Source organism: Nonomuraea soli (assembly GCF_013761175.1).
GTDB classification, from domain to species: Bacteria; Actinomycetota; Actinomycetes; order Streptosporangiales; family Streptosporangiaceae; genus Nonomuraea; species Nonomuraea soli.
In genome coordinates this window covers 138,270-158,388 of the sequence record NZ_JACDUR010000006.1, presented here as the reverse complement: position 1 = coordinate 158,388, position 20,119 = coordinate 138,270, and the positions used below count along the sequence as shown (strand labels likewise).

The window sequence follows — 20,119 nt, the reverse complement described above, 5'->3', positions numbered from 1 at the left end:
TGGCGGGCTTCCGCGTGCCTCCGGCCCGCGTGTCCCGGCGTGTTGCCCGTGTGTCCCGGCGTGTTGCCCGCATGTCCCTGCGTGTTGCCCGTGGCCCCCGGCCTGTTGCCGGTGGCCCCGCGGGTCCTCGCGTGGGCCCGCCGGGCACTTCCCTTGCGCAAACCCGGGCACTCGCCTCGCGCAAAACAAAGACGAGGTCGTTACCGCAGCGACAGCACCCCCCAGCCCTGCCGACGCGGAACGACCTCGTCTGAACTATCCAACGGCCTCCACGGGAGATGTGTTCCCGAATTCCGCGACTTTTTCGTGATCTGGCTCACTCTGGGAATGCCCGATTGCCAACGACATGTTCTCGATATATCGTAGAAGCATCACGAACGATCGAAGGAGTATCACCATGAGTTACACACATGCAGCCGGCGGGCAGTGGCCCGACGCACGCGAACTGAAGAAGGCCCTGCGCGAAGGCGCCCGCCACCTCGCCGAAGCCTGGGAGCGCGTCGAACACCACGGAGGCGGCCGCCCCCATCGCCCCGGAGGCCCGGAAGGCGGGCCACACGAGCACCGCCACCGCGGCCGCCGAGGCCCTGGACCGTTCCCCTTCGACTTCGGCCGCGGCCCCTGGGGGGGACCCGGCGGACCGTTCGGTCCCCGCCACGGCGGCTGGGGCGGGCGAGGCCGCAAGGCCAAGCGCGGCGACGTCCGCGCCGCCATCCTGGCCCTGCTGGCCGAGGAACCCCGCAACGGGTACCAGATCATCCAGGAGATCGCCGAGCGCAGCGAAGGCGGCTGGAAGCCCAGCCCCGGCGCCGTCTACCCGGCGCTCCAGCAACTCACGGACGAAGGCCTGATCATCTCCGAGGAGGCCGACGGCCGCAAGACCTTCCGCCTCACCGAGTCCGGCCGCGCCTACATCGACTCGCACACCGACGAGGTGCGCGCCCCCTGGGAGGAGATGCGCCCCGACGTCGACGACACCACCGCCGACCTCTGGGACGTCGCCCGCCAGTCGGCCTTCGCGATGATGCAGATCGCGCAGACCGGCTCCCCGTCGCAGGTCCGCGAGGCTCGCAAGATCCTCAACGAGACGCGGCGCAAGCTCTACCAGATCCTGGCCGACGGCGACACCGACGCCGACTCCGACGAGGAGTGACCCTGACATGAGCGGTGAGCTGCGCATCGGCGACGCCGAGCGCGACCGGGCGATGGCCGTCCTGCGCGAACACTTCGCGCAGGGCCGCCTGAGCCGCGAGGAGCTCGACGAGCGTCTCGACCTGGCCCTCGCGGCCAGGACCGCTCGCGACCTGACGGCCGTCACCGCCGACCTCCCGGTCGACGAGTACGGCCACGCCGCCGGCCCTGACTCCCTCGAGCCGGGGTACGGCACGGCGCACACCCCACGCCGCACCCGCCGAGGCCACCACCACCCGTGGGGCCACGGCGGCTGGGGCCACCACCCCTCCAGCCCGGGCCCCGGCCCTCGGTTTGGTCCCGGCCTGGGTCCCGGCAGGGGGCTTGGCATGGGCCCCGGCATGAGTCCCGGCATGGGCCCCGACGCCCGGTTCGACCCGGACACGGACCCCGGCTCAACGTTCGGCCCGGACACGGACCCCGGCTCGCCCCCCGGCCCCCTGTTCGACCCGGACACGGACGCCCGCTCGCGCCCCGGCCCCCCGTTCGACCCGGACATGGGCCCGAGCTCAAGCCCCAGCCCCCAAATCGGCCGTGGCATCGGCTCCGGGCCTGGACCGTGGCTCGCAGGATGGCAGGCCGAGGCCGAGCGGCGAGGACTGCGCTGGCCCGATCACGACCCCGCCGCCTGGCACGCCGCCATGCGCGCCCATCGCCGCGAGATGCACCGCATCCGCCACGACATGCGCCGGCACATGCGGCACTCCCCTCACCCGTGGGCCCACCGCCACGGCCCCGGGCCGTTCGTGCCGATCCTCCTCCTGGCCGCGGTCATCGGCCTCATCGTGGGCGGATTCGGCTTCTTCAAGGTCGTCCTCGCCCTGTGGATCGGTGCCACGGCCTTCCACGTGATCCGCAGGATCGCCCACGGACGCCGCTTCACAGGTCCCGGTCGAGCCGGACTCTGAGCTGCCCCAGCGCCTTGTCCGCCGCCTGCCGTACCGAGGCCTCCCGATCGTCGAGCGCGCCCCTGACCACGGGGGCGTGCTCGCCCTCCCCCGTCACGCCGAGCGCCCGCAGCGCCGCCGCCCGCACCCGGGGCACCTCGTCACCGACGAGCCCGGCCAGCACATCGGCCGCCTCCCCCAGCTCCCGCAGCCGTGCGACCTTCGCGCACATCTCGCGCACCCGCCACGACGTGTCCTCCAGCCCCCGCACCACGGCGGGCGCTGCGGCAGGGGTCCACGCGTAGAGCAGCCCCCTGGCTCCCCAGACCCGTGGCCAGTGCTCCTTCCACCCCACGCCGAGCCCGTCAACGGCAGGGGCGCCGCCGATCCACACCAGCGGCGGCTCACCGGGGTCGTCGTAGCCCACGGCCAGCACGAGCAGGTCAGCACACCAGGCGGCCACCCTGGCCTCGCCGTACACCCGGCACGCCTGCTCGACCAGGACTCTCGGATGAGCGCCCGCGTCCTCGGGCCATTCGCCACGCACCGCCACGATCCGCGCCCCTTTCGGCCCGCCGACGGCCCCCGCCGACGGCCCGCTGACGGCCCTCCGCGCGCCACCGGTCGCGGCATGGCCGACCTGGCCACTATCCGCGGGATCGCCGACCACACCACCATCCGCGGTATGACCGACCACACCGCTCTCCATGGCATGGCCGACCTCGCCACCATCCGCGGGATCGCCGACCACCCCACCACCATCCGGGGCATGGCCGACCTCACCACCGTCATGTCCCCCGCGCTCCACGTCGCGCCCGTCTCCCGACAAGGCACCTAACGCCGCCGCGGGACCACCCGCGACTCGCACGCTCTCCGCAGCCTCACTCACCGCCTACTCGCCTCCCCCGGTCTCCTCGCCCGACCGCGGTGGCAGGTCCAGCGCGGACCGTAGCTGGGCGAGCTGGGCGGCGATGCCGTCGAGCGACCAGTGCGCGTTGAGGCCGCTCGGGTTCGGCAGCGCCCATACCCGCGCCCCTGCGACCAGGTCGTCCTGCGGGCCGATGACCGCCTTGGGACGTGCGAAGCCAGTGCGATACGCGGAGATGCCGAGCACCGCCAGCGCCTTGGGCCGGGTGCGCTCGACCAGCTCCGCGAGCCGTACCGCACCGTCTCTCAACTCCTGCGGGGTGAGCTCGGCCGCCGTGGCGCTGGGGCGAGCGACGATGTTGGTGATGCCCAGGCCGTACAGCGGCAGGAGGTGTTGCTCGTCGGGCGTCAGCCGGCGCGGCGTGAAGCCCGACAGGTGGAGGGCGGGCCAGAACCGGTTGCCGGGGCGGGCGAAGTGCCGGCCCTTGGCCTCCGACATGAGGCCAGGGTTGATGCCGCAGAACAGAACGTCGAGATCAGGGCCCAGGACGTCGTCGATCACACCCCGGAGACTACGCCCGGGCGGCGACAGTTTCGCCGCGGCGCTCAGCCCATGTCCTCCAGCCGCCGCCCCTTGGTCTCCTTGACGAACCGGGCGACGAACAGGAACGACAGCGCGGCGAAGAACGCGTAGCCGAGGTAGGTGAGCGGCAGGTTCCACTCGGAAAGGCGCGGGAACGACACGGTGATCGCCCAGTTGGCGACCCACTGGGCGGAGGCCGCGACCGAGAGGGCGGCGGCGCGGATCCTGTTGGGGAACATCTCGCCCAGCAGCACCCAGACCACGACACCCCAGGACAGGGCGAAGAAGAGCACGAACGTGTTGGCCGCGATGAGCGCGATGGTGCCCTGCGGATCGGGCAGGGTCACGTCGGCGCCCGAGCCGCTCGCGGAGCTGAACGCCCACGCGGCGGTCGCCAGCGAGATCGCCATGCCCGCCGAGCCGACGAGCAGGAGCGGCTTGCGTCCCACCCGGTCCACCAGGGCGATGGCGATGAACGTGCCCAGGATGTTGATGACGGCGCTGATGACGCTGATGAGCAGCGACTGGCTCTGGTCGATGCCGACCGACTGCCACAGCGACGACGAGTAGTAGAAGATCACGTTGATGCCGACGAACTGCTGGAAGACCGAGAGCGCGATGCCGATCCACACGATCGGCAGCAGGCCCATCGCCGAGCCGCGCAGGTCGCGCAGGGTCGGCGTGTGCTCGCTGCGCAGCACGGTCTTGATCTCGGCGACGCGGGCGTCGAGGTCGACGTCGTCGCCCTCGACCTCGGACAGCACCTTCCTGGCCTGCTCGATCTTGCCGACGGAGATCAGGAAACGCGGCGATTCGGGGATGACCGAGGCGAACAGCAGGTAGGCGACGGCCGGCACGACGCACGCGCCCAGCATCCACTGCCAGGCCTCCAGACCCCACAGCTCGTTGTTCACGTCACCGCCCGCGAGCTGGCCGATGCCGTAGTTGACCAGCTGCGACACGGCGATGCCCAGCACGATCGCCAGCTGCTGGAACGACCCCAGCCTGCCCCGGTAGGCGGGCGGCGCCACCTCGGCGATGTAGGCAGGGCCGAGCACCGACGCCATGCCGATCGCGACGCCCGCCAGCGCGCGCCAGAAGGCCAGGTCCCAGATCGCGAACGGCAGCATCTGCCCGATCGAGCTGACCGCGAAGATCAGCGCGGCGGCCTGCATGCTCCTGGTGCGCCCCCACCTGTCGGCCAGCCTGCCGGCGAACCAGGCGCCCACCGCCGAACCCAGCAGCGCGATCGCCACCACGAAGCCGGTCTCCACCGTGCCGACCTCGAAGTACTTCTGGATACCGGTGACCGCGCCATTGATCACCGAGCTGTCGTATCCGAACAGGAAGCCGCCGATCGCCGCCGCCGCCGTGATGAACACGACGTGGCCGAGGTGCTCCTGATGGTTCGCCTGCGTTGCCATGGTCCCCCCTCGCCGGGGGCGTACCCTCATGTCACTCTATGTACAGGCTTGATCACCTAAACTTTGTCTCCAGCAGGCGCTCGTACGCGGGTTGCCAAAAGCCGCAGCTCTCCTGCCCAGGGCCGTGTGCATGACGGGGAGCTTGGGGTGCCACGCGGTCAGGGTCAAGGGGGCAGTGGCCGGGGCGGTGGCCGGGGCGGTGGCCGGGGCGGCGGGCGCGACGTGCGCCGTCATCCGCCGCGCACGCCAGGCGCACCGCCCCGCGCACCCCGCCCCGCGCACCCCGCCCCGCGCACCCTGCGCAGCGCAGTCCACGCCGTGCAGCACGGTCCACACCGTGCAGCACGGTCCACACCGTGCAGCACGGTCCACACCGTGCAGCACGGTCCACACCGTGCAGCACGGTCCACACCGTGCGCTGAACGGGCGGCGGTGATCGTCAGAGGCGGGGGTCGACCGGCTCCGACTCGAGGGCGAGGACGCCGAACACCGGCTCGTGGACGCGCCAGAGCGCCTCCCCGTCGGCCAGCCGCGACAGCGCCTCCAGGCCGAGCGCGTGCTCGCGCAGGGCGAGTGAGCGCTTCTTGCCGAGGAAGCGACGCCGCAGCAGGTCGAGCGATTCGGTGTAGTCGGGTCCGTAGATGATGCGCAGGTATTCACGCCCGCGCACCTTGACGCCCGGCTGGATCCGGCCCGGGGTGTGCTCGGCGGGCTTGACCACCATGCCCTCCCCGCCCGCGGCCGTCATCGTCTCCCACCACGCGGTGGCCTCGTCGCGCGACTCCTGGGAGTCGAGCGAGACGAACAGGTGCCGGGTCTGAGCGATGAGCGGGTGGTCGAGCGTGCCCAGGGTGGACAGGTGCCAGGCGTGCGGCTCCAGCGCCGTGGCGCGTCCCTCGCAGGCCAGGATCTGGAACGGCGCGAGCCGTACACCCTCGAGCCCGTCGACCGGCCAGCAGTAGCGTGCATAGGCGGCGCGGAACAGGGCAGCGTTGGAGTCTCGGCGTCGGGTGCGGTCTACCAGCTCGCCCACATCCAGGCCGCGCCCGGCCGCCGCGGTGAGGGCCGACAGCGCCGCCGGCAGGGCGGTGCGCGAGGCGGCGCCCACGGAGGCGTACTGGGTGCGGATCAGCTCCATCGCCTTGGCCGACCACGGCAGCAGCTCGCAGTCGAGCATCACCCAGTCGGAGTCGAGCGTCTTCCACAGCGGCTCGCACGCCTCGCGCAGGCGGTCGACGAGGGGGGCGAGGTCGCCGAAGAACGGCCTGCCCGTGCGGGTGTACACCGAGCCGGTCGAGCCGTCGGTGATCCCGAAACGGGCGGCGGCCGCTTCCGGGGTCCTGGCCAGTACGGCGATGGCGCGCGAGCCCATGTGCTTCTCCTCGCACACGACCTGCGTCACCCCTGCCGCGGCGAACTCCTCGAACGCCTCGTGCGGGTGCTCGAGGTAGCCGTCGAGCCTGGACGTCTCGGGCGGGGCCATGGTGGGCGGGAGGTAGAGCAGCCAGCGAGGGTCGACGGCGAAGCGGCTCATGACCTCCAGGGCCGAGGCGGCGTTCTCCTCGGGGATCTTGACCCTGCTGAGGAAGCGGGTCTCGATGTGCCGGGTGCCCTGGACGTCGCCGATGTCGAGCGTGCCCGGGTCTCGGTAGCCGGGAGCGTTCAGAGGCTTGACCGATTCGTACCAGACCTGCTCGGCGGGGACGGAGACCAGCTGCTTCTCCGGGTAGCGCAGGGCGGTGAGGCTGCCGCCGAACACGGCGCCCGTGTCGAGGCAGATGGTGTTGTTGATCCACGTCGGCTCGATCGTGGGGGTGTGGCCGTAGACGACCATCGCCCTGCCGCGGTACTCCTCCGCCCAGGGGTAGCGGACCGGCAGGCCGTACTCGTCGGTCTCGCCGGTCGTGTCGCCGTAGAGGGCGAAGCTGCGCACGCGGCCGGAGGCGCGGCCGTGGTAGGCCTCCTTGAGGCCCGCGTGCGCGACGACCAGGTTGCCGCCGTCGAGCTGGTAGTGGCTGAGCAGGCCGTCCATGAAGGTGCGGGCGCGCGCGACGAAGGACTCGTCGGCGGCGGCGAGCTGGTCGAGGGACTCCTGCAGGCCGTGGGCGACCCGGACCTTGCGGCCGTTGAGTGCTCGCACGAGTTTCTGCTCGTGGTTGCCTGCGACGCAGATGGCGCGGCCGGCTTCGACCATGGACATGACGAGGCGCAGGACGCCGGGGGTGTCGGGGCCGCGGTCGACGAGGTCTCCGACGAAGACGGCGGTGCGGCCGTCGGGGTGACGGGCGTCGACCCAGTGGACCTCGGGGCGAGGGTCTGCGGAAGGCGCGGCGGGGCCGGCACCCGCCGAGCCGGCGCCGGCCGAGGTGAGGGCGACCGCGGTGGCGTCGGCCGGGGGCGTAGCCCTCGCCGAAGTCGCGGGGTGGGTCCCCGTGAGGGCAGCCGCGGGGGCGTCGGCAGAGGTGGGGGCGACCGCGGTGGCGTCGGCCGAGGGCATGGCAGCCGACGCCGGAGTCGCCGGAGGGGTCCCAGTGAGGGCGTCCGCCGCAGCGGGGTGCCAGGTGCCGTTGATCTCGGTGCCCGGCTCCCAGCGGCCGTCGATCTCCCTGCCCGGCTGCCAGCCGAGGGCCGACAGCAGCGTCTGCAGCTCGGAGCGGCAGCCGTGGATGTCGCCGACGATGTCGAACGGCCCGGTCAGGTGCTTCTTGTTCGACCACGCCAGGTCATGACCGATCGTGGCCGACTCGATCTCGTCCAGGCCGTGCAGGACGTGGACCTTGCGGAAGCCGTCGCGGTTGATCTTGCTGAGGGAGCGTCGCAGGTCCTTGCGCTGGCGGATGACCACACCGGCGCCGAAGTCGCGGTCGGGGCGGGATTCGTTGCGGGCGATCGCCACCTCCTCCGGGACGTCGAGGACGATGGCGTCGACCAGCACGTCGTGCCGTTTGGCCAGGTCGATGAGGCTCTTGCGGGCGGCGTACTGCACGTTGGTGGCGTCGACGACGGTGAGCAGGCCTCGGCTGAGGCGGATGCCGACGATGTGGTGCAGCAGGTCGAAGGCCGCCGGGGTGGCCGCCTGGTCGTTCTCGTCGTCGGCGACCAGGCCGCGGCAGTAGTCGGAGGAGATGACCTGGGTCGGCTTGAAGTGCTTGGCGGCGAAGGTGGACTTGCCGCTGCCGGACACGCCGACCAGGACGACGAGCGAGAGCTCGGGGACACGTACTTCAGTCATCGGAGCCCTCCTTCGCCGGGCCAAGGGTGAAGATCGCCATCTGGGTGGGTGGACCCAGGTCGGGGTCGGGTTCGCCTACCGGGGCGTAGCGCACGCTGTAGCCGTACTGGGTGGCGGTCTGCTCGGCCCACGCGGCGAACTCCTGTCTGGTCCACTCGAAACGGTGGTCGTTGTGGCGCAGGCCGGTGAGGAACTCGTAGCGCACGTTGTACTCGATGTTGGGGGTGGTGACGATGACGTGCTGGGGTTTGGCGTGGCCGAACACCACGCGCTCCAGCGCCGTCAGACGGGGAGGGTCGACGTGTTCGACGACCTCCATGAGCACGGCCGCGTCGTAGCCGGCGAACCTCTTGTCGGTGTAGGTGAGGGCCGACTGGAAGAGGGTGAGCCTGGCGCTCTTGGCGTCGGGCATGCGGTCGAGCTTCAGTTTGCGGGCGGCGATGGTCAGGGCGAGGGGGGAGACGTCGGTGCCTGCCACCCGTGTGAAGCGAGGGCGGGAGAGCAGGGCGCCGACCAGTTCGCCGCCGCCGCAGCCGAGGTCGATGACGCTGGTGGCGCCGAGGTCGGCCAGGGTGGAGAGGACGGCCTCGCGGCGGAGGGTGTTGAGGGGCGCGGGCTTGCCGGTGGGCGCCTCGGCCGCCGCGAGACGATCCTCCGGCTCGGCGGCCACGGGCACAGAGGACGCAGGCGCAGAGGACACAGGCACGGCCGCGGAGGTCGCAGACGCCGGATCGCCGGCCGAGGGCGCGGCGTCGGCGTCGGCTGATGCCCACGTCTCGCTCGCCAGCACCTCGTCCAGGGCCGTCTCCCCCGCGACCGCCTCCTCGGCGACCGCCGGCTCCAGCGCCTCCTCCACCTCGTCGCCGAGCTCGGCGAGCCGCGCCAGCGCGGTCCTGGCGAGCGACGAGCGCCGCCCCAGGTAGCGCCGCGTGATCAGCGCCCGCTCCGGGTGCCCGGCCAGCCACCCCTCCCCCGCACGCACGAGCTTGTCGACCTCGTCGGGGGCGATCCAGTAGTGCTTGGAGTCGTCAAGCACAGGCAGCAGCACATACAGATGGTTCAGCGCGTCGGCCAGCCGCAGGGAGCCGCGCAGCGTGAGCGTCACGTAGCGGGAGTCGCCCCACGAGGCGAAGGCGTCGTCGAGCGGCACGGCAGCGGCCTCGACCTCCCACCCCAGCGGCTCGAAGAGCCGGTGGGCCAGCTCGGGCCCGCCGCGGCACGGCAGCGCGGGCAGGGCGATCTCCAGGGGAAGCGGCCGGGCGGCCAGCTCCGGGCGGGCGTTGCAGCGCCCGGCCCGTGCGGTGCGGAAGACGTCGCCGAGCGCCACCGCCAGCAGCGAGGAGGCGGCGTAGGGCCGGTCGTTGACGTACTGCGACAGGCTGAAGTCGGGTGAGCCGTGGCTGCGCGTGCGGACCAGCCTGACCGGGTCGATCTCGAGCATCAGCGCCGCGGTGCAGCGTTGCTCGGAGGCCTCCGGGTAGAACACCGTGGCCGTGCCGAACGCGTGGCTGAACTCCTGCACCCGATCGGGATGCTTGTGCAGGAGAAAGCCCAGGTCGGTGGCAGGGGTCAGGGTGGTCGTGATCGTCAGCAACACGGGGAACAGTCTGCCCGACCGGCGCGGATGCGAGCCACCGCGTTTCTCCGGCTGTGGATAACCGGCTCCCCAGAGGGAGCCGTGGCACAGCCGGAGAGGCCCGGCCTCACACCCGCGGAAGCACCTCCGCCGCGATGAGCTCCAGGTGCTCCAGATCTCCCAGGTCGAGCACCTGCAGATACACCCGGGAGGCTCCCAGCTCCCCGAGCCGCCCGATCTTGTCGAGCACCTCCTCGGGGGTTCCCGCCAGCCCGTCGCGCCGCAGGGCCTCGGCCGTGTAGCCGGTGGCCGCCGCCCGCCGTTCGACCTCGGCCTCGTCGCGCCCGACCGCCACGGTCTGCGCCGCCGAGTAGACGAGCGACCGCCCGGCCGCCGCCTGCCGTACCCGCTCGAACGCCTCTCCGGTCACCTCGAGCGGCCTGAACGGCACGTTGTACTCGTCGGCGTGGGCCGCGGCCAGGCGCGGGGTGCGCGTGGAGCCGACGCCGCCGATGATGATCGGCGGTCCTGGCCGCTGCGCCGGCTTGGGCAGCGCGGGCGAGTCGACGAGCCGGTAGTGCACGCCGTCGTAGGAGAAGGGCTTGTCGGCCGCCCACAGCCCCCTGATGATCTCCAGCTGCTCCTCGAACTTCGAGAAACGCTCGCCCAGCGGCGGGAACGGGATGCCGTAGGCGGCGTGCTCGTCGTCGAACCAGCCGGTGCCGAGGCCCAGTTCCACGCGGCCGCCGCTCATCTGGTCGACCCCGGCGACGCTGATGGCCAGCGGCCCGGGCAGCCGGAAGGTGGCGGGGGTGACGAGGGTGCCGAGCCTGATGGTGGAGGTCTCGCGGGCGAGGCCCGCCAGGGTGATCCACGCGTCGGTGGAGCCGGGTCCCGGGTCTCCGGCGCCGATGCGCTGGTAGTGGTCGGAGCGGAAGAAGGCGTCGAATCCCAGCCGCTCCGAGGCCTGGGCGACTGTGAGCAGGTCGTCGTACGACGCGCCCTGCTGGGGCTCGGTGAAGATCCTCAACTTCATGTTTTCACATTATCCGGGCGCATTGCGGCGATCACTTGCTAGGGTTCACCATCCATGCTCTCCGTAATCAATCCACCACGGGGGGTGGCGCATGTCGGAGCATCGTAGAGCGCCGGGCACCCTGCCCCGCTCCGTCTCCATCCTGTCCGCGCTGGCGCTGGCGGCGGCCACGGGAACAGCCGTCTGGCTGCTGCCGACCACGGCGGCTCCGGAGCGCGAGCCCGTGGACTCGGCGCGGGCCGGCCGGCAGCCGGTCGCGGTCACCGCGACACCCACGCCGTCGCGGCGCAGGGATCCGACCACGTTCGTCTCGTATGTGAACACCGCGCGCACGCCCGAGCTGAACCTGCCCGACGACGCGCAGCGCACCGGGGTGCGCTGGTACCTGCTGGGCCACATCGTCGCCGCCCCCGACGGCTGCACGCCGAAGTGGAGCGGGCAGCTCGACCCGGCGGGCAATCCGGTCGCCAACCGCCTGACGCGGCTGCGTTCCGAGGGCGGCGACGCGCTGCTGGCCTTCGGCGGCCCGGGCGGGCGCGACCTGGCCTCGACCTGCCGGAAGCCGCTCCAGCTCGCCCAGGCCTATCGCAACGCCCTCGACGGCGTCGGGGCGGCGCACGCCGACTTCGAGGCCGATGACGGCGACCCGGCCACGACCGCGCGCCGCGCCAGGGCGATCCGGCTCCTGCAGCAGCAGCGCCCCCTGCACGTGACCTTCAGCCTGCCTCTCGACAAGGCGGCAGCCGTCCTGAAGGCCACCCACGACGCGGGCGCGGTGGTCGACACGGTCAACCTCCTGGCGCCGATCGAGCCGCAGACGGCCCCCGCGGGGCGCATGCAGCGGCTGGCCCAGGCCCTGCGTACGGCGCAGCGCCAGATCGCCGTGTCGCAGCGCCTCACGGATCCGGCGTCGGCCTGGCGCCGTATGGCGGTGACCGCGGTGCTGGTCGCCCCCGGCGACATGAGCAGGCTCGACGCGCGCAAACTCACGACGTTCGCCGCGCGTCACGGGCTGGCGTGGTTGTCGTTGCGCGGAGCCGTACCGGCGTCGACCGTGACCGGGATTCTGCGGCGGACCCGCAGTTGACGGGTAGGATAAGTCCGACAACAGGCGGACTTGGGAGGGCATGAGGTGGCAGCACGCCCGCACGTGGCGCGCAGGATCCTCGTGTACTGGATGGACGCGGTGATCGTCTTCATCGCGATCGCCTCCATCATCAGCCTCTTCGGCCTTCTGGCGCTGAAGGAGATCACCCCCGGCCAGGCGCTGATCGCGGGCCTGCTCCAGCTGTTCGTCTACGCGGGCTTCCCCTGGACTCTCAGGGTCGCCTTCGACAACAAGCCCGCGCCCGTCACCTTGCTCGCCCTGATGACCGTGGCGTCCCTGGCCGTGACACTGGGGTTCCCCGCCGGCGGGTACGGCGCGGCGTCCTGGGACATCCTGCCGTGGTTCATGCTCAGCGCCGTCGGGCTGTTCCTGCGGCTGCGCGTGACGCTGGCGGTCGGGGCCGTGTCGGTCGTCCTGTTCACCGTCGTCATGCACCTGCGCACCGGCGAGGCCTGGTGGTGGCTGCTGACGCTCAGCACGATCATGGCCGTCGTGATGGTCGGCGCGATGTGGTTGTGGTTGTGGTTGTGGCGCACCATCCGCGAGGCCTACGAGAGCAAGGAGGCCAAGGCCAGTCTGGCCGTGGCCGAGGAACGTCTGCGCTTTTCGCGGGACCTGCACGACCTGCTCGGGCGCAGCCTCGTCCTGCTGTCGCTGCGCAGCGAGCTGGCCGCCAAGCTCGGCTCGACCGAGGAGATGCTCCAGGTGCACCGGCTGGCCGGCGAGGCGCTCAGCCAGCTGCACGTCACCGCGGCCGGCCTGAGCGCGCTGGACCTGGAGGAGGAGCTGGCCCAGGCCCGCGCCGCGCTGGCGGGAATGGGCGCCGACTGCCTGGTCCAAGCCCGTACGGCGGAGCTGCCCGCGGCCTCGCGCGCCCTGCTCGCCTGGGTGGTGCGCGAGGGCACCACCAACATCCTCAAGCACAGCACCGCCACCCGCTGCCACATCCGGCTCGACGCCGGGCGCCTGGAGATCCGCAACGACGGAGTACGGCACGCGTCCCAGGCGGGCGGCAGCGGGCTGCACGGCCTGGCCGAGCGCATCTCCGTGGCCGGCGGCTCCCTGGACGCGCATCACGTGGGACGCGACGAGTTCGTGCTGACGGCGACGGTGCCCGCATGACCCGCCGCAAGGCCACCCGCCTCGACAAGATCCGCTGGCTGATGGCCTACTCCTACGACTTCATCATGCTCGCCGCTTTCCTGGGCATCGCACAGCTGGTCGTCATGGCGGGCGAGGGCTACCCCCTCGCACTCTCGGTGGCGGGCTCGGTGCTCTGCGTGATCCTTTTCGTGCTGGGCACGCGCCCCTTCCGCATCATGATGGCGGGAGGGCGGCGCCCCACGCTCCTGCTGACGATCGCGGGTGTGATCGCTCTGGCGCTGTCGGCGACGGCCGTGTTCGTGGCCGCCCCGATGTGGCTGGCGATGCTGACGCCCTTCGTCCGCAAACGAACCGCCATCCTCGCCTCCGCCGGCGTCGTGGCGGCGTCGGGCGTGGCGATGGCGCTGCTCGCGCCCGACTTCGCGCTCCAGGCCATGCTGGTCATGCTCATGCTCGTGGTGTTCTTCGTCGGCGCCGTGATCGCCAACCAGGCACTGTGGAAGGTCGCCCTCGAGGCCCACGACGGCGAGGAGGCCAAGGCCAGGCTGGCCGTGTCGGAGGAGCGGCTGCGGCTGGCCAAGGACCTGAACGCCCTGCTCGGCCAGAGCCTGGCCGAGATCTCGGCGACCAGCCTCGTCGCCGCCGAGAACCCCGACAGGGAGGCGGCCAGGCAGGAGATGTTCGCGGTGCGCGACCGGGCCAGGAGCTCGCTCAAGCAGGTGCGCGAGGCGGTGCAGAACTACCGCGCCCTGGACCTGGACGAGACCCTGTCGAGCGTGCGTGCCGTCCTGGAGGCCGCGGACGTGGTGTGCATCGTGCGCGCCTCGACGGCGGATCTGTCGCCGCAGAGCCGTACGCTGCTGGCCACGGCCGTGCGCGAGGGCGCCACGACCATCCTGCAGCAGGGCACCGTGAAGAGGTGCGTCATCACGATCGAAGGTGGAGTCCTGGAGATGTCGAACGACGGCAGCACCTGGCAGGGCCTCGAAGCGCTCGCCGCCCGGGTGAACGCGGCCGGCGGCACCGTCAGCGCCGAGCCCGGGCTGTTCAGAGCGACGGTGCCGGCATGATCCGGGTCCTGCTCGCCGACGACGAGCACCTCATCCGCGGCGCCATCGCCGCCCTGCTCGACCTCGAGGACGGCATCAAGGTGGTCGCCCAGGTGGGCCGGGGCGACGAGGTCGTCGCGGCGGTCGCCCAGCACACGCCCGACGTGGCGGTGCTCGACATCGAGATGCCCGGCATGGACGGCCTGACCGCCGCCGAACGCATCAGCGGCCAGGCCAAGATCGTGATCCTGACCAGCCTGGGCCGCCCCGGCTACCTGCGCCGCGCCATGGCCGCCGGCGTCAGCGGCTTCCTCGGCAAGGACGCCTCGGCCGAGGAGCTGGCCATGGCCATCCGCAAGGTGCACGGCGGCGGGCGCTACCTCGACGCCGACCTGGCCGCCGCCGCCATGACGGCGGGCGACAGCCCTCTGACCGACCGCGAGACCGACGCGCTGCGCATGGCCGGCGACGGCGCGGCGATCGCCAAGATCGCCACGGAACTGCACCTGACCGAGGGCACGGTGCGCAACTACCTGTCGAGCGCGATGACCAAGCTCAACGCTCAGAACCGGCTCGAGGCCATCCGTACGGCACAGCGGATGGGCTGGCTCTGAGGCGGACTGACCGACGACATACCCCGGCGTCTATCACCATGATCGCCGCGAACTCCACGTGATGCCCGCCGGTCCGTGTCCGTCTCCAGCCGACCGGCGGCGCCGACCGTCGCCGGCGCCGCCCACACGCTAGTTCCAAATGACGTCGCGCGTCATCGTCGCCTCCCCTCACAGGCGTTGGCGGGTGCGGCACTCACTCCCGTCCGGTGCCGCACTGGTCAGGTCAGCTCCAGTCGTAGATGGGCCCGCTGTGCCACTGCCAGTCACGCGGCTTCCACGTCCACTCGCGCATCCCGTCCTCCTCTCCACAGAGACGGCTCCAGCCTGTCGAGGGCCGCTGGACAGACGCTGGACTCGAAGGAGAGAAGGCATGAGCCTGGCAGGGGCCACACCGCACGTGCTTGACCGAGGGTCGTTGCGCGAGCCTCACGGTCGTTCACGCCGAAGAAGTCCTGGAACTCCGGCCAGAGTCTCGCCCTAGCCCGCGACCAGCAGTGCCACGCACTCCACGTGATGCGTCATCGATATGGACCCCATCGCCGTCGACCTCGCCAAGTCCGCGTGCTGGCTGGAGATCGACGGCGCCCTGCCGATCACGTTCATGGACCGCAACATCATCGTCGGCAGCGTCCTGGCCGGCGACCTGCCGCCCCGGCATGCCGAGGTGTTCCCCAATTCGCCTCTGGAGGTGCCCGCGTGACGTCCGAGCAGCCGCAGCGAAGACAGGCCCTGCCCCGGAAGGAGTGACCGAGACCGCCCCTTTAGCTCGAAGGACGGCAAGCAGCACCATGACGTGGTTCAAGGTTGACGACTCGTTTCACTCCCACCCGAAGGTCCTGGCGAGCCGACCGGCGGCCTGGGCCTGTGGGTGGTCGCAGGCTCCTGGTCGAGCGCGAACCTCACTGGTGGGTTCGTGTCAGCCCAGGTGCTCCCGCGGCTACTCCCGGGCGCGGCCAAGCTGGCGCGCGAGCTGGTGGACGTAGGGCTGTGGACGCGCACGAAAAGCGGCTACCTCTTCCACGACTGGGCTGACTTCCAGCCAACGAAGGAAGAAGCCGCCGCCGCGCGCCAGAAGAAATCGGTCGGCGCGAACCTTGGCAACCATCGCCGATGGCACGCCGACCGAGGCATCCGAGACCCCGAATGCCCCTTCTGCCTGGACGAACGCGGCAAGCCTGGATCAGATAAGCGATCGGACTCCGATCAGTTCACTGCCAAGGAAGCGAATCGGAGTCCGATTCCCCCGTCCCGTCCCCAAAGGGGGCAGGGACGGATACAGGTAGTCGTCTATCGTCCCGCCGTAACGGGCGCGCGCGCCAGGACGAAGACGACGACTCGATCGATCGCGCCATCATTCAGCTGCTCCACGACCTCGCCGACGCGCTGAACACCGAGCGCCACCACGCCCACGAGCGGCTCGCCAGCGCCGCGAACGCCTACGAGCAGCTGCGCCGCTACGAGCCCGCCGGCGACGACACCGAGAGCGCCCGGCAGGCGTGGGGACTGGCAATGCGCGAGCGGAGCCAGCTCGTCCTCGACCACGCCGCTGCCGTCGACCGGCTGCGCGCCGCCCGCCGCGACGCCGGCCTGCCCGACGACTCCCCGCCCGCCGCGGCCCGTGGGGGTGGCCGATGAACCCCGGCATGTGCTCTGAGTGCCGCGCCGCCGCCCGCCGAGGGCCCGGCCCCGGCGCGGAGATCCACCGGGCCACCGCCGAGCTCGTCGTGCTCGCCGCCGCCGTACGGCCCGACTGGGCCGAGGCCGACGTGCGAGCCGCCCTGGCCCACGCCGCCAGCGTCGGCATGACCTGGGAGCAGGCGCTCGTCGGCATGGGCCGGCTCATGGTCGACGGCCACGCCCACCCCCGAGAGCTGGTACCCGACGCGCGTGACCCGCTCCACCCGGCCCGCCCGGCTGCCGCCGACGTCGCCCATCGCGGCGCCCAGCTCGCCCGCCACCTGCTGCCCGGACCCGACCGGGAACCGTCGTGATCCCCACCAATCGGGAGCTCAGCCGATGCGGCGCCTGCGGCAAGCCGATCCTGTGGACCCTCACCGAGGCCGCCGCCCGGATGGCCGTCGACCCCAAGCCGGACGAGCGTGGCAACCAGGCGTGCCACCGCGTCGGCCCAAGGACCTGGCGGTCACGCTCGCTCGACGGCGCAGACGCGCTCCCGGCCGCGCCGTACGAGCACCAATACGTCCCCCACGTCGCCACCTGCACGCCGCCCAAGGCGAAGCCCCCGGCCGAGCTGCCGCCCAACGTCGTGCGCCTGGACCCACGCCGACGCCGCCGAACGAGACTGCCATGACCCAGCCGCCCCTCTGGCCCGAACCCGAGCCGCCCCGGCCGCGCAAGCGCTGGGCACCGCGGTGCGACGACTGCGGTCGCCGCATCTGGGCCACGCAAGCCCTGCGCCGGCGGTTCGGCCGGCTGCTCGGCGACACATGCCACAGACGGCGGGTCCGCGCTGCTCGCCGCCTGGTCCTCTCTGTCCGCATCCCCGTCAGGCCGCCGGGTGGCATCCCCGGCCAGCTCACGATTCGGCTCCCTGAAGGAACCAATCCATGATCAAGTACTGCGGCGACACCCGCCAAGGCACCATCGAGCCAGGCAACGCAGAGATGACCAGCCGATGAAGTCCCCCGAGATCTTGATGGCCATCGTCGGATTGGTGATCGGCCATGCATTCACCTACTTCGCCCTGAACACCGGTAACGGCCGAGTCCTGATCGTCGAGGTGGTCTACCTGACAGTGATCATCGTTACGCTCCCGCTCGTCAGCAGACGGAAGAGCCGCCGATGATCCACTGGCACCACCGCTGGCTGACCATCGAGCAGTACGGCCGAGTGCGCGTCCAGCGGTGCGCCACCTGCCCCAAGACTCGCATCAAAGATTGCGTAGGCGATGGCGTCGACAGCTGCGGAAGCCTGGAGCGCCTGGCCTCAGTGCCCCAGGCGACCAACTGCTACGAGCGAAGATTGCAACTCAGCCCATCACTCGGAGTAGCCATGCGCCTTCAGGCGGCCAATGAGTTCGTCCATTGTCTTGGCCTCGTACCAGCCAGCCCCTCCTGTGGCGAGAGGCTCTCGGCCTCCGACCAAGGCGGTTTGGTTGGCCGCACGCTGCTTCGCCAGCGTCGGGTCCTCGAGGACAAGTCCCTGCGGTGGCACCGTCATGAGGCGGGCTCCACGTGGAAGTCTGTCGCCAGTGATTCGGGTGGCGCCAGCCAGGGCGTCCTGCGGCATTTCGCGAGGATATGCCAGGATCCGTGTCCCTGTTGGCATCGCCTTCTCGAAATCAGCGACGCTCTTTTCTGGGATCCACTCATCGGCAGGTTCGCTATCGTTCTGCGTAACCGCGCCCTGGTCCAATGCAATGTACGCGACACCAGGAGCGAGTGAACGCGTGCCCTTTACGCCCTTGAGGGGCTCTGTGATTCGAATGCGGAGGATCACACGGTAGCCGAGGGGGCCGTTTGTGTAGGTTTCTGTTGCGGGTCCTTGCTGCCATCCATCGATTACACCAGCGAGAACAATCGGCCTATCGGCAGCAAGGGCCTCGGGAGTCTTGTAGGCCGAAAAATCGGCTTCCGACAGCCGCAGCAGCGAAACGTCCAAACGTCCGGCTCTCTCGATAAATGCAGATCGATCAACCGTAGCCGGGCTGTTTTTCTGGCCATTACTGCACGCAGTTAACGATGCGGCGGCTATAAGCATCGCGGCGACGAGATGCTTTTTCATGGGATTCTCCTCTCGTCCGCTGTTACCACCAGGAATTGATGTGATCGATGTGATGTTGGTTGTAGGTCCAAATCCAACTGGCGGGCGGGTTGTACTTAGCGACGATCAGGGTGACGTCGCCGCTGGCCTGGCAATCGTGCGGTTGACCGGGCGCTCCGGGCACCTCAGGGAAGGGGTCGATGAGCGGGTTGTAGTGTGCGAGGCCAGCCGTATGCCCGAGCTCGTGGCAGACCGTCTTGATGAACTGGTTGTGGGGATTTGCCGTGGCATTGATGCTGCTGCTATTGATCTTCCCGAAGAACTGATCGCAGACTGTGCTGTCGGAAGCAGTCTTGATCTTACATGGCGCCTCACCATAAGCACCGTCGATCCAGATGCTAAACCAGGCGACATCGGCAGCCGGTAATCCGTCACCGTTGGAGTTCTGGGTGTCGCAGGGCGTATGGAAGGTCACTCCAGGAATATCGGTGGAGTCGGCAAGATAATTCATCGCTTCAGAAATGCATGACTGAAGCTGAGAAGTTACGCTGGTGGTATAGCAGTAGCCGTGATTACTCTTGTCGAGCTTAGCTGCATAGGGGTATGTGTCCGCAGTAGCGGAAGTTGCGGTGTTGGTGGCGACGACCACGGCTGCAAGGCTGGCAATAGTTGCTAATTTTCGAACTCAAGGCACATATTTACCCTTCCCGACATCAACGGGTTGCCGAGAAGAATCTTCACCGATATGTCCCCTGGAGCTCCAGGAGTGGCTCTGGCAGATCGACACGCCCTCTCCGACACCTCCATATCCCTGAGGCTTTTCCAACTTGATGGCGCTGGTCAGGGCAGGCGCGTGGGACTGCTTGAGAGATGAGGAAGGCTCACGGTAAGACAGCAGTCGACCAAGATCTGTTGTCCTCACCAGGAGCCCTGGGTGTTGTCTTACCCTGCCGCGAATCCGCTATCCACTCGCACGCTGTCTCGCCTGGCCGATCCGCTGCGGGGCCGGCGGGCCGAGCAGCGCTCCCGCTGGCGCCGCCTGCACGCCGCTGACCAGGCGCTACTCGTCCTAGCGCATCTGCGCAACGGCGACACCCACGCCCGTCTGGCAAGCGGTTTCGGCATCGGCACCACCACCGCCTGACGCTACGTCCATGAAGCCCTCGACCTGCTCACCCTCCTCGCCGACGACCTGAGCGCCGCCATCGGAAAGGCCACCCGCCTGGCCTACGCCATCCTGGACGGCACCCTCATCCCGATCAACCGCTTGGCCGACGACAAGCCCTACTACTCCGACAAACACCACCGCCACGGCGTCAACGTCCAAGTCCTGGCCGACCCGGCAGGCCGCCTGGTCCGGGCCTCACCCACGCTGCCCGACTCTACCCACGATCTGACCGCCGCTCGCGCAACAGGCCTGGCCGACGCCCTCACCAGAGCCGGCATCAAGACCTTCGCCGACCGCGGCCACCAGGGTGCCGACGGCACCATCCGCACCCCGTTCAAGCGGCATCGCCACCGCCCACGCCTGTCCCGCAATCAGAAGTCGGTCAACCGCGCCCACGCCCGCATCCGCGCCATCGGCGAGCGAGCGGTAGCCACCCCTCAAGGCCTGGAAGATCCTGACTCGCCTGCACTGTTGCCCACGCCGAGCCACCGCGATCGTGCAGGCCATCCCTGTCCTTCAAGCCGCCGAGGACGGCCGCTGATCAAGACGGAAAAGGC

20 protein-coding genes and 1 pseudogene are annotated in these 20,119 nt (G+C 70.4%); 13 read left to right on the top strand and 8 right to left on the bottom strand.

What is annotated here, in order from left to right; translation table 11 throughout:
- Positions 1-397 precede the first annotated feature (397 nt).
- Entirely contained in the window at positions 398-1,153 is a 756-nt protein-coding gene (locus tag HNR30_RS28980) for a PadR family transcriptional regulator (RefSeq protein WP_181613231.1), read from the top strand.
- Positions 1,154-1,160: 7 nt separating this feature from the next.
- On the top strand, positions 1,161-2,099 hold the full coding sequence (locus tag HNR30_RS46960; protein WP_220134138.1) for a DUF1707 SHOCT-like domain-containing protein: 939 nt from the start codon (positions 1,161-1,163) through the stop codon (positions 2,097-2,099).
- Here HNR30_RS46960 and HNR30_RS50330 read toward each other — a convergent pair.
- Positions 2,071-2,631 (bottom strand): HEAT repeat domain-containing protein, encoded by a 561-nt coding sequence (locus HNR30_RS50330; RefSeq protein ID WP_181613230.1) that lies wholly within the window; start codon positions 2,629-2,631, stop codon positions 2,071-2,073. The two genes, HNR30_RS46960 and HNR30_RS50330, sit on opposite strands and share 29 nt — an antisense overlap.
- Positions 2,632-2,763: 132 nt before the next feature.
- Between HNR30_RS50330 and HNR30_RS28965 the strand changes: the two genes are divergently transcribed.
- Entirely contained in the window at positions 2,764-2,916 is a 153-nt protein-coding gene (locus HNR30_RS28965) for a hypothetical protein (protein WP_181613229.1), read from the top strand.
- Positions 2,917-2,970: 54 nt separating this feature from the next.
- Here the strand turns inward: HNR30_RS28965 and mug are convergent, their stop codons facing one another.
- The 5 genes from mug to HNR30_RS28935 all read right to left on the bottom strand — a co-directional run bounded on the left by mug (position 2,971) and on the right by HNR30_RS28935 (position 10,796).
- Positions 2,971-3,507, bottom strand: coding sequence for a G/U mismatch-specific DNA glycosylase (mug, locus tag HNR30_RS28960; RefSeq protein ID WP_181613228.1), 537 nt, complete (start codon positions 3,505-3,507; stop codon positions 2,971-2,973).
- A gap of 44 nt (positions 3,508-3,551) precedes the next feature.
- The gene (locus HNR30_RS28955) at positions 3,552-4,952 is read right to left on the bottom strand and encodes a sugar porter family MFS transporter (protein ID WP_181613227.1); all 1,401 of its coding nucleotides are present in this window, start codon (positions 4,950-4,952) and stop codon (positions 3,552-3,554) included.
- A 439-nt stretch (positions 4,953-5,391) separates the two neighbouring features.
- Positions 5,392-8,184 (bottom strand): polynucleotide kinase-phosphatase, encoded by a 2,793-nt coding sequence (locus tag HNR30_RS28950; RefSeq protein WP_246379555.1) that lies wholly within the window; start codon positions 8,182-8,184, stop codon positions 5,392-5,394.
- The gene (locus tag HNR30_RS28940) at positions 8,177-9,781 is read right to left on the bottom strand and encodes a 3' terminal RNA ribose 2'-O-methyltransferase Hen1 (RefSeq protein ID WP_181613226.1); all 1,605 of its coding nucleotides are present in this window, start codon (positions 9,779-9,781) and stop codon (positions 8,177-8,179) included. The genes HNR30_RS28950 and HNR30_RS28940 overlap by 8 nt, the downstream gene beginning before the upstream one ends.
- Positions 9,782-9,887: 106 nt before the next feature.
- A complete protein-coding gene (locus tag HNR30_RS28935; RefSeq protein WP_181613225.1) occupies positions 9,888-10,796 on the bottom strand; it encodes an LLM class F420-dependent oxidoreductase in 909 nt (302 codons plus the stop codon).
- Positions 10,797-10,887: 91 nt separating this feature from the next.
- Here HNR30_RS28935 and HNR30_RS28930 point away from each other — a divergent pair, with 91 nt between their 5' ends.
- The 9 genes from HNR30_RS28930 (at position 10,888) to HNR30_RS28895 (ending at position 17,477) form a co-directional block, all read left to right on the top strand.
- Complete coding sequence (locus tag HNR30_RS28930; RefSeq protein ID WP_181613224.1) at positions 10,888-11,883, top strand: glycoside hydrolase family 18 protein; 996 nt, start codon at positions 10,888-10,890, stop codon at positions 11,881-11,883.
- Positions 11,884-11,928: 45 nt separating this feature from the next.
- A complete protein-coding gene (locus HNR30_RS50325) occupies positions 11,929-13,026 on the top strand; it encodes a sensor histidine kinase (protein WP_181613223.1) in 1,098 nt (365 codons plus the stop codon).
- A complete protein-coding gene (locus tag HNR30_RS28920; RefSeq protein WP_181613222.1) occupies positions 13,023-14,078 on the top strand; it encodes a sensor histidine kinase in 1,056 nt (351 codons plus the stop codon). Before HNR30_RS50325 ends, HNR30_RS28920 begins: the two co-directional genes overlap by 4 nt.
- Positions 14,075-14,671 carry a response regulator transcription factor gene (locus HNR30_RS28915; RefSeq protein ID WP_181613221.1) on the top strand — a complete coding sequence of 199 codons (597 nt, stop codon included), beginning with the start codon at positions 14,075-14,077 and terminating at the stop codon, positions 14,669-14,671. Before HNR30_RS28920 ends, HNR30_RS28915 begins: the two co-directional genes overlap by 4 nt.
- A gap of 526 nt (positions 14,672-15,197) precedes the next feature.
- Entirely contained in the window at positions 15,198-15,371 is a 174-nt protein-coding gene (locus HNR30_RS28910; RefSeq protein ID WP_181613220.1) for a hypothetical protein, read from the top strand.
- Positions 15,372-16,180: 809 nt separating this feature from the next.
- Positions 16,181-16,306 (top strand): hypothetical protein, encoded by a 126-nt coding sequence (locus HNR30_RS49495; protein WP_281389844.1) that lies wholly within the window; start codon positions 16,181-16,183, stop codon positions 16,304-16,306.
- 8 nt (positions 16,307-16,314) lie between these two features.
- Positions 16,315-16,662, top strand: coding sequence for a hypothetical protein (locus HNR30_RS28905; protein WP_181613219.1), 348 nt, complete (start codon positions 16,315-16,317; stop codon positions 16,660-16,662).
- Entirely contained in the window at positions 16,659-16,982 is a 324-nt protein-coding gene (locus HNR30_RS28900; protein WP_181613218.1) for a hypothetical protein, read from the top strand. Before HNR30_RS28905 ends, HNR30_RS28900 begins: the two co-directional genes overlap by 4 nt.
- A 324-nt stretch (positions 16,983-17,306) precedes the next feature.
- On the top strand, positions 17,307-17,477 hold the full coding sequence (locus HNR30_RS28895) for a hypothetical protein (protein WP_181613217.1): 171 nt from the start codon (positions 17,307-17,309) through the stop codon (positions 17,475-17,477).
- Positions 17,478-17,668: 191 nt separating this feature from the next.
- On the opposite strand, the gene HNR30_RS28890 is transcribed toward HNR30_RS28895, so the two are convergent.
- Both HNR30_RS28890 and HNR30_RS28885 read right to left on the bottom strand, forming a co-directional pair.
- Positions 17,669-18,415: a hypothetical protein gene (locus tag HNR30_RS28890; RefSeq protein WP_181613216.1), complete on the bottom strand. Its 747-nt coding sequence runs from the start codon at positions 18,413-18,415 to the stop codon at positions 17,669-17,671.
- A 22-nt stretch (positions 18,416-18,437) separates the two neighbouring features.
- The gene (locus HNR30_RS28885; RefSeq protein ID WP_181613215.1) at positions 18,438-19,043 is read right to left on the bottom strand and encodes a hypothetical protein; all 606 of its coding nucleotides are present in this window, start codon (positions 19,041-19,043) and stop codon (positions 18,438-18,440) included.
- 285 nt (positions 19,044-19,328) lie between these two features.
- On the opposite strand from HNR30_RS28885, the pseudogene HNR30_RS28880 reads away from it, so the two are divergent.
- Positions 19,329-20,103: pseudogene (locus HNR30_RS28880) on the top strand (transposase family protein).
- Positions 20,104-20,119: the final 16 nt, after the last annotated feature.

Coding starts and splice junctions, on each gene's coding strand:
- HNR30_RS28895 (WP_181613217.1), top strand. CDS start 17,307: ATGAAGTCCCCCGAGATCTTGATGGCCATCGTCGGATTGGTGATCGGC.
- HNR30_RS49495 (WP_281389844.1), top strand. CDS start 16,181: ATGCGCGAGCGGAGCCAGCTCGTCCTCGACCACGCCGCTGCCGTCGAC.
- HNR30_RS28980 (WP_181613231.1), top strand. CDS start 398: ATGAGTTACACACATGCAGCCGGCGGGCAGTGGCCCGACGCACGCGAA.
- HNR30_RS28955 (WP_181613227.1), bottom strand. CDS start 4,952: ATGGCAACGCAGGCGAACCATCAGGAGCACCTCGGCCACGTCGTGTTC.
- HNR30_RS28930 (WP_181613224.1), top strand. CDS start 10,888: ATGTCGGAGCATCGTAGAGCGCCGGGCACCCTGCCCCGCTCCGTCTCC.
- HNR30_RS46960 (WP_220134138.1), top strand. CDS start 1,161: ATGAGCGGTGAGCTGCGCATCGGCGACGCCGAGCGCGACCGGGCGATG.
- HNR30_RS28950 (WP_246379555.1), bottom strand. CDS start 8,184: ATGACTGAAGTACGTGTCCCCGAGCTCTCGCTCGTCGTCCTGGTCGGC.
- HNR30_RS28920 (WP_181613222.1), top strand. CDS start 13,023: ATGACCCGCCGCAAGGCCACCCGCCTCGACAAGATCCGCTGGCTGATG.
- HNR30_RS28965 (WP_181613229.1), top strand. CDS start 2,764: ATGACCGACCACACCGCTCTCCATGGCATGGCCGACCTCGCCACCATC.
- HNR30_RS28890 (WP_181613216.1), bottom strand. CDS start 18,415: ATGAAAAAGCATCTCGTCGCCGCGATGCTTATAGCCGCCGCATCGTTA.
- HNR30_RS28905 (WP_181613219.1), top strand. CDS start 16,315: ATGTGCTCTGAGTGCCGCGCCGCCGCCCGCCGAGGGCCCGGCCCCGGC.
- HNR30_RS28915 (WP_181613221.1), top strand. CDS start 14,075: ATGATCCGGGTCCTGCTCGCCGACGACGAGCACCTCATCCGCGGCGCC.
- HNR30_RS28910 (WP_181613220.1), top strand. CDS start 15,198: ATGGACCCCATCGCCGTCGACCTCGCCAAGTCCGCGTGCTGGCTGGAG.
- HNR30_RS28935 (WP_181613225.1), bottom strand. CDS start 10,796: ATGAAGTTGAGGATCTTCACCGAGCCCCAGCAGGGCGCGTCGTACGAC.